This window comes from Streptomyces sp. CO7 (assembly GCF_053474865.1).
In genome coordinates this window covers 1,041,469-1,049,490 of sequence record NZ_JBRIOU010000004.1, presented here as the reverse complement: position 1 = coordinate 1,049,490, position 8,022 = coordinate 1,041,469, and the positions used below count along the sequence as shown (strand labels likewise).

General features: G+C 73.4%; 7 protein-coding genes and 1 pseudogene. All 8 read left to right on the top strand.

The annotated features are described in order from the left end of the window. Nucleotides 1–386: pseudogene (locus ACOV8S_RS17620) on the top strand (NADH-quinone oxidoreductase subunit C); the annotation flags it as partial. Beyond that, nucleotides 383–1,348: a complex I subunit 1/NuoH family protein gene (locus tag ACOV8S_RS17615; RefSeq protein WP_351110785.1), complete on the top strand. Its 966-nt coding sequence runs from the start codon at nt 383–385 to the stop codon at nt 1,346–1,348. The pseudogene ACOV8S_RS17620 and the gene ACOV8S_RS17615, both read left to right, overlap by 4 nt. After that, complete coding sequence (locus ACOV8S_RS17610; protein WP_448318712.1) at nt 1,348–1,941, top strand: NuoI/complex I 23 kDa subunit family protein; 594 nt, start codon at nt 1,348–1,350, stop codon at nt 1,939–1,941. The genes ACOV8S_RS17615 and ACOV8S_RS17610 overlap by 1 nt, the downstream gene beginning before the upstream one ends. Beyond that, nucleotides 1,938–2,477, top strand: coding sequence for an NADH-quinone oxidoreductase subunit J family protein (locus ACOV8S_RS17605; RefSeq protein ID WP_351110782.1), 540 nt, complete (start codon nt 1,938–1,940; stop codon nt 2,475–2,477). The genes ACOV8S_RS17610 and ACOV8S_RS17605 overlap by 4 nt, the downstream gene beginning before the upstream one ends. Continuing rightward, a complete protein-coding gene (gene nuoK / locus ACOV8S_RS17600) occupies nt 2,477–2,950 on the top strand; it encodes an NADH-quinone oxidoreductase subunit NuoK (RefSeq protein WP_448318711.1) in 474 nt (157 codons plus the stop codon). Before ACOV8S_RS17605 ends, nuoK begins: the two co-directional genes overlap by 1 nt. After that, entirely contained in the window at nt 2,947–4,968 is a 2,022-nt protein-coding gene (locus ACOV8S_RS17595; protein ID WP_448318710.1) for an NADH-quinone oxidoreductase subunit 5 family protein, read from the top strand. The genes nuoK and ACOV8S_RS17595 overlap by 4 nt, the downstream gene beginning before the upstream one ends. Nucleotides 4,969–4,974: 6 nt before the next feature. Continuing rightward, on the top strand, nt 4,975–6,570 hold the full coding sequence (locus tag ACOV8S_RS17590; protein WP_448318708.1) for a complex I subunit 4 family protein: 1,596 nt from the start codon (nt 4,975–4,977) through the stop codon (nt 6,568–6,570). Further along, the coding region (locus tag ACOV8S_RS17585) for an NADH-quinone oxidoreductase subunit N (RefSeq protein ID WP_448318707.1) at nt 6,567–8,022 on the top strand (1,456 nt) is incomplete at its 3' end. The genes ACOV8S_RS17590 and ACOV8S_RS17585, both read left to right, overlap by 4 nt.

The following is an 8,022-nucleotide window of genomic DNA, read 5'->3' as shown; positions in this document are numbered from 1 at the left end:
GTGAAGAGGCGGCGGGCGCCGAGCCGGCGGCGGAGCCGGGCGGCTCCGCCGAAGGGGCGCAGCGTGAGGAGACCGGCGGCGCCGAGGGCGCTCGGCCCGCCGGTCCGCGCAGGGCACTGTCCGCCTCGGGCGGGTCCGCGTCGCAGCGGGAGGAGGGGGACGGGAGCGAGACCCCCGTCGAGGAGACGCCCCGGCCGCCCCGCCGGCCGCGATCGGCACCCCGCAGCCCGGACGCCCCGTGGCACCACGCCAAGCCCGCCTTCGAGGAGCCGGACGGCTCCCCCCGGAGCGGTGACGCCGACGACCGACGAACCGGCGACGAACGAACCAACGACGAACGAACCAACGACGAACGAACCGACGACCCCGAGGGAGGCGGACAGTGACCGACGCGCTCGACGTCACCCTGCGCCTGCTCGCCGTCCTCGCCGCCTTCCTGGTCCTCCCCCTGGTCGTGGGGCAGACCGAGCACAAGGTGATGGCCCACATGCAGGGCCGCCTCGGCCCGATGTACGCCGGCGGCTTCCACGGCTGGGCCCAACTCGTCGCCGACGGCGTCAAGTTCGTGCAGAAGGAGGACGTCGTCCCGGCCGGCGCCGACCGCCGCGTCTTCCAGCTGGCCCCCGCCGTCGCCCTCCTGCCCTACTTGCTGGTCCTGCTGGTCATCCCGCTCGGCCCGGGCGACGCCGTCGGCCAGGCCGTCGACGCGGGCATCTTCTTCGCCCTCGCCGTGATGGGCGTCGGAGTCCTCGGCTCACTGATGGCCGGCTGGGCGTCGGCCAACAAGTTCTCCCTGCTCGGCGGACTCCGCACGGCCGCCCAGCTGCTCTCCTACGAGCTCCCGATGCTGCTCGCGGCGGCCTCCGTGGCCATGGCGGCCGGCACCGTCTCGCTCTCCGGCATCGCCGGCGCCTTCGAGTGGTGGTGGCTGCCCTGGCAGCTCGTGGGCGCGGTCGTCTTCTTCGTGGCCGGCCTCGCCGAACTCCAGCGCCCGCCGTTCGACATGCCGGTGGCCGACTCGGAGATCATCTTCGGCGCGTACACCGAGTACACCGGTCTGCGTTTCGCCTTCTTCCTGCTCGCCGAGTACGCGGGCATCGTCGTCCTCTGCGGCCTCACCACCGTGCTGTTCCTCGGCGGCTGGCACGGCCCGTTCGGCGGCGACGGCCTCGGCTGGTTCTGGACGCTGCTGAAGACCGCCGTCCTCGCCTTCGTGGTCATCTGGCTCCGCGTCACCTACCCCCGGCTGCGGGAGGACCAGTTGCAGAAGCTGTCATGGACCTTCCTGGTTCCGCTCGCCCTCGCCCAGATCGCCCTCACCGGCGTCGTCAAGGTGGTGATCCCGTAATGCCGTCCGCCTCGGCGTCCCCCGGTATCCCCGGCAGCGGGCTGGCCAAGGGACTGGCCGTCACCCTGCGCACGATGATGAGGAAGACCGTCACCGCGCAGTACCCCGACGTCCAGCCCGAACTCGCCCCCCGCACCCGCGGGGTGATCGGCCTGTTCGAGGAGAACTGCACGGTCTGCATGCTGTGCGCCCGCGAGTGCCCGGACTGGTGCATCTACATCGACTCCCACAAGGAGACGGTGCCCCCGGCCGCGCCCGGCGGCCGCGAGCGGCAGCGCAACGTCCTCGACCGGTTCGCCATCGACTTCGCGCTCTGCATGTACTGCGGCATCTGCATCGAGGTGTGTCCCTTCGACGCCCTGTTCTGGTCCCCGGAGTTCGAGTACGCCGAGACGGACATCCGCGAACTCACCCACGAGCGGGACAAGCTCCGCGAGTGGATGTGGACCGTCCCGGCCCCGCCCGCGCTGGACGCCGGCGCGGAGGAGCCCAAGGAGATCGCCGCGGCCCGCCGCGCGGCGGACAAGCTGCGGCAGACCGAGGCCCGGCCCGGGACGCAGGCCGACGCACCGGAGGAGGGGAAGGCCCCGTGAGCCACGGATTCCTCTCGCCCACCGGGGTGGAGATCGCGTTCGTCCTGGTCGGCGTGGTCACCCTGGGCTCCGCGATCGTCAGCGTGACCACCCGCCAACTGGTGCACGCGGCCCTCTGGCTGGTGGTGGCGCTCGGCGGCCTCGCCGTCGAGTACCTGCTGCTCACCGCCGAGTTCATCGCCTGGGTGCAGGTGCTGATCTACATCGGTTCGGTGGTCGTGCTGCTCCTGTTCGGCCTGATGCTGACCCGCGCGCCCATCGGCCGCTCCCCGGACGCCGACTCCGGCAACCGCGGGGTCGCCCTCGGGGTGGCCGTGGCCGCGGCGGCCGCCCTGGTCTGGGTGGTCGTGGACGCCTTCCGCACCACCTGGATCGAGCTGGACGGGGCCTCCGCCGGCACCACGAAGGCCACCGGCGAGTCCCTCTTCCAGCACTGGGTGCTGCCCTTCGAGGCGCTCTCGGTCCTGCTGCTGGCCGCCCTGGTCGGCGCCATCGTCCTCTCCCGCAAGCGGGCCGCCGAAGGAGGCGAGCGCTGATGCACCTCGCGTATCCCGCCGTCCTGTCCGCGCTGCTCTTCTGCACCGGCGTCTACGGCGTCCTGGCGCGCCGCAACGCGATCCTGGTGCTGATGTCGGTCGAGCTGATGCTCAACGCCGTCAACCTCAACCTGGTCGCCTTCGACGCCTGGCTGAGCCGGACCGCCGAGACCGCGTTCCCGCACGACACCCTCCACGCCGGGCAGGCACTGACCCTGTTCACCATCGCCATCGCCGCGGCCGAGATCGGCATCGGGCTGGCCATCGTCCTGGCCGTGTACCGCAACCGCGGCACCGCCGACATCGACCGCCTCCGCGACACCGCCGAGGGCGGCCCCGCGGACGACGGCCCTGACGGCGGCAATCGGGACAGCGGTGACGGCCGCGCCGGTGCGGGCCCCGACTCCGCCGGCGCGGGCTCCGCCGGCCCGGGCGCTGCCGCGACGGGCGAGAAGACCGGGGCCGCCGCATGAGCACGATCACCCTCGCCGTCCTCGTCCCCCTGCTGCCGTTCCTCGGCGCCGTCGCCGGACTGCTGCTCGGCCGCGTCGCCCCCGGCTTCACCCGGCCCCTCGCCGTGCTGCCGGTGCTCGCCTCCCTCGGCGTCGCCGCGACGGTCGCCTGGCGCCAGGGCGGCGGGAAGCCGATCGACGCCGTCACCGAGCTGACCCCGACCGGCTCGGTGCCGATCGACCTGGCCCTGCACGTCGACGGCTTCGCGGCCCTCGCCGCCGTACTGGTCACCCTGGTCTCGGCCTGCGTGCAGATCTACTCCACCGGCTACCTCCGTCACGACGCCCGCTACCCCTCGTACGCGGCGCTGGTCTCCCTCTTCACCGCCGCCATGCTGCTGGTCGTCTACACCGGCGACCTGATGGTGCTGCTGGTCGGCTGGGAGGTCATGGGCATCTGCTCCTACTTCCTGGTCGGCCACTACTGGGAGACCCCCGAGGCGCGCGCCGCCTCCCTCAAGGCATTCCTGGTCACCAAGGCCGGTGACGTCCCGTTCCTGATCGGCCTGTTCGCGCTGGCCGCCGACGCCGGCTCCTTCCGGATCACCGAGATCCTGGACGCCGTCCGCAACATGGCTCTGGATCCAGGCTCCCCGGCCTTCGCCACCGCTGAACGGATCGACCACCCCACCCTGATCGCCCTGCTGCTCCTGGCCGGGGTGGCCGGCAAGTCGGCCCAGTTCCCGCTGCACACCTGGCTGCCCGACGCGATGGCGGGCCCCACGCCCGTCTCCGCGCTGATCCACGCCGCCACCATGGTCGCGGCCGGCATCTACTTCGTGGCCCGGCTCCTCCCGCTCTTCCAGTCGTCCCAGGCCGCCATGCTGGTGCTGGCCGTGATGGCCGCCGTCACCATGGTCGGCTCGGCCCTCGCCGCCCTGGCGCAGGACGACGTCAAACGCGTCCTGGCCTGGTCGACCATCGGACAGCTCGGCTACATGACCGGCGCGCTGGCCGCCGGCGACCGCGCCGCCGCCGCGTTCCACCTCGTCACCCACGGCGCCTTCAAGGCGCTGCTGTTCCTGACGGCGGGCGTGCTGATCCACGCCGCCGGCACCAACTCCCTGGCCGCCATGTCCCGCATGAGCGGCCTGCGCGCCCGCGTGCCGGACGCCTACTGGACGATGACGATCGGCCTGCTCGCGCTGGCCGCGATCCCGCCGTTCAGCGGCTTCTTCTCCAAGGAGGCCGTGCTGGTCGCCGCCGAGCACGCGGCCACCGGGCACGGACCGGTCGTCGCCGGGTGGATCGTGCTGGTGGCCGGCCTGCTCACCGCCCTGCTGACCGCCGCCTACGCGACGCGCCTGTGGCTGCGGGCCTTCCGCGGACGCGGCGCCGAGGTCCCGGCGCACGGCAGGCAGCCCTTCACCATGACGGCCGTCCTGTGGGTCCTCGCCGTGCCCTCCCTCGGGCTCGGCGCCGCCTACGGCGTGCTGCCCGACTGGTTCGGCGGCGGCTCGCTCGCCCCCGGCTGGGCCACCTCCGTCCTCGCCACCGGCATCGCCCTGGTCGGCGGCGTGGTGACCTACGCGACCTGGCGGCACACCACCGCCTTCGCCGGCGGCACCCCGCTCGGCGCGGTCGCCGCCCACCCGGACGCCGACCCCGGCCAGGTCGAGGCGGAGGCCATCGCGAGCCACGCCCCCGCCTACGGCGACGTCGCCGACGCTCCGGACCCCGCCGACCCCGGACGGCTGCTGCTGGGCCCGCTGCACCGCCACGCGGCCGTCGGCTTCCACCTCGACGCCCTCTACCGCGCCGCCTTCGTCCGCCCCGTGACCGCCGCGGCCTCGCTGGTGCGCTTCCTGGACCGCGAGGTCGTCGAGACCTACGTGCGCGGCGCCGCCGCCCTGCCCAGGCTGCTGGGCGCGGCCGTCCGGCGCGCCCAGACCGGCAACCTCCAGACCTATGTGAGCGCGCTGCTCGCCGGAACCGTGGTCCTCACGGTGGCCGTCGTCCTCGCCGTCTCGGGAGCGTGAGCAGGCGTGATCGATATCAACGAGTCCGTGATGCAGGCCCTTCTCGCGTTGATCGTGGTGATCCCGCTGATCGGGGCCGCCGCCGCCCTCCTCCCGGCTCCGCCCGGGCTGAAGGGGAAGTCGCCGGAGCAGGCCGTGCTGCGGCACGGCGTGACCGTCACCGGCGTCGTCCTGCTGGCCGCGCTGGCCCTGGCCGCCGGGTTCGACCACAGCCGGCCCCAGACCATGCAGGCCACCACCGACATCAGCTGGATCCCCGCCCTCGACGTGCGGATCCACCTGGGCGTCGACGGCATCTCGCTGCCCCTGCTGGTGCTCACCGCCCTGCTGACCTTCCTCTGCGCCCTCCACTCGTACTTCAACCGGCCCCCGGGCGGCTCCCCGAAGGGCTTCGTCGCCCTGCTGCTCGTGCTGGAGACCGGCACTCTCGCCTCCTTCGCCGTCCTCGACCTGCTGCTGTTCTTCCTCGCCTTCGAGACCGTGCTGATCCCGATGTACTTCCTGATCGCCCGCTGGGGCGGCGCGGGCCGCTCGGCTGCCGCCTGGAAGTTCGTCCTGTTCACCCTGCTCGGATCCGTGGTCATGCTGCTCGGCCTGCTCCTGATCGGGATCAAGGCGGGCACATTCGACATGGTGGCACTCGCCACTGACAGTCACCGGTCACTCACCGTGACCACGCAGGTCGTCGCGGTCCTCGCGATCGGTCTCGGCCTGGCCGTGAAGACCCCGATGTGGCCCCTGCACAGCTGGCTGCCGGACGCCCACACGGCCGCACCCACGGTCGGCTCCGTGCTGCTGGCCGGCGTGCTGCTGAAGATGGGCACCTACGGCTTCGTGCGCATCCTGCTCCCCGCCGCCCCCGAGGGCTTCCAGGTCTTCGCGCCCTACCTGGCCGCGTTCGCCGTCGTCGGCATCGTCTACGGTTCGCTGGCCTGCCTGGCGCTGGCCCGCAAGGGCGCCAAGGGCGACCTCAAGCGCCTGATCGCCTACTCCTCCGTCGGCCATATGGGCTTCGTGCTGCTCGGCATCGCCACCATGACGCCCACCGGCGTCAACGGCGCGCTGTTCGCCAACGTCGCCCACGGGCTGATCACCGGCCTGCTCTTCTTCCTGGTCGGCGCCCTGAAGGACCGCACCGGAACCACCGACCTCGACACCCTCTCCGCCCAGGGCGTGCGGGCCACCGGCGCCGCGCTGTACGGCCGCGCGCCCCGCCTGGGCGGGCTGCTCGCCTTCGCCGCCGTCGCCTCCCTGGGCCTGCCCGGCCTGGCCGGCTTCTGGGGCGAGATGCTCGCGCTGTTCGGCGCCTTCGACCCGGCCTCCGGCCTCAGCCGCCCCGCGTACCTGGTCTTCATGGCCGTCGGAGCCTTCGGCACCCTGCTCACCGCCGCCTACCTGCTGGTCGTGGTCCGCCGGGTCTGCATGGGCGAGCCGCCGCGCGAGGCGGACGCCGTGCCGCTCCTCGCCGACGTCCGCGGCCACGAGTTCGCCGCCTGGACCCCGCTGGTGGTCCTCACCGTCCTCGCCGGGCTCTGGCCGAAGGTGCTCCTCGGCCTCACCGACCCGGCCGTCCAGCAGCTCCTCGCAGGAGGCCCCCGATGAGCGCCCCGGCCGTCGCGAGCGTGGTCCAGTCCGTCGACTGGACCGCCGTCGCGCCCCCCACCCTCACCGCCGTGGCCGCCCTGGCCGTCCTGGTCGCCGACCTGTTCCTCCCCGAGCGGCGCAAGGCGCTCATGGGCTGGATCTCCGTCGCCGCCCTCGCCGCCGGCCTGCTCCTGCTGCTGCCGCTCCTCGACGGCGACCGCGCCACCTTCTGCCTGACCGCCGACCCCGGCGTCTGCAGCTACGTCGCCGACCGCTTCACGGTGGTCGTGCAGCTGATCGTGCTCGGTGGGGCCCTGCTCGCCGCCCTGCTCTCGGTGACGGCACTCAAGGACGAGGCCCGACGGCTGCCCGCCGGCGAGTACTGGTTCCTGCTGCTCAGCTCGGCGGCCGGCGCCGCCCTGCTGCCGGCCTCCCGCGACCTGGCCACCCTGATCGTGGCCCTGGAGGTGGCCTCCCTCCCCGCCTTCGCGCTGGTGGGCCTGCGGCACGGCGACCGCCGCTCCTCCGAGGCCGCGCTCAAGTTCTTCCTCTCCTCGGTCACCGCCACCGCGGTCAGCCTGCTCGGCGTCAGCTTCGTCTACGCGGTCACCGGGTCGATGCACCTGACGGTCGTCGCGGAGGAGATCCAGCACGTCGACGGGCAGTTCGCGGCGCTGGCCCGCGCCGGGGTGGTCCTCACCCTGGTCGGCTTCGCCTTCAAGACCGCCGCCGTCCCCTTCCACTTCTGGGTTCCGGACACCTACACGGGCGCCCCGCTGCCGGTCGCCGCCTACCTGTCGGTCACCGGCAAGGCGGTCGGCTTCACCGGCCTGATCCTGGTCACCGTCCTCGCCTTCCCGTCGTACGCGCCGGTGTGGGGGCCCGTCCTCGCCCTGCTGGCCGCCCTCACCATGACGGCCGGCAACGTCGCAGCGATGCGCCAGCGTCCCGACCGGGAGCGCGGCGCGGTCCGGCTGCTCGCCTGGTCCTCCGTCGGCCAGGCCGGCTACCTGCTGGTCCCGGTCGCGGCCGCCGCCTACACCGACGAGCCCGCGCGGGCGATCGGGTCGACCCTCGCCTACGCCCTGATGTACGCCGCGGTGAACCTCGGCGCGTTCACCGTCGTCGCCCTGGTCGGCCGCGCCCGCCCGGCGGGACGGGTCGACGACCACCGCGGCCTGTACGCCGCCCGCCCGGTCACCGCGCTGCTGATGGCCTTCTTCCTGCTCTGCCTGGCGGGACTGCCGCCGGGCATCGTCGGGCTCTTCGCCAAGGTGACCGTCTTCGCCGCGGCGGTGGAGGCGGGCATGGGCTGGCTGGCCGTCGTGATGGCGGTCAACGTGGTGATCGCGCTGGTCTACTACCTGCGCTGGACGGCGCTCCTCTTCCGCCCGGCGGGGGAGGGGACGGCGCCGCGCACCGGGACGGTCCCGGCCGCCGTGGGGGCGTCGGCGCCGGTGCCCGCGGCGT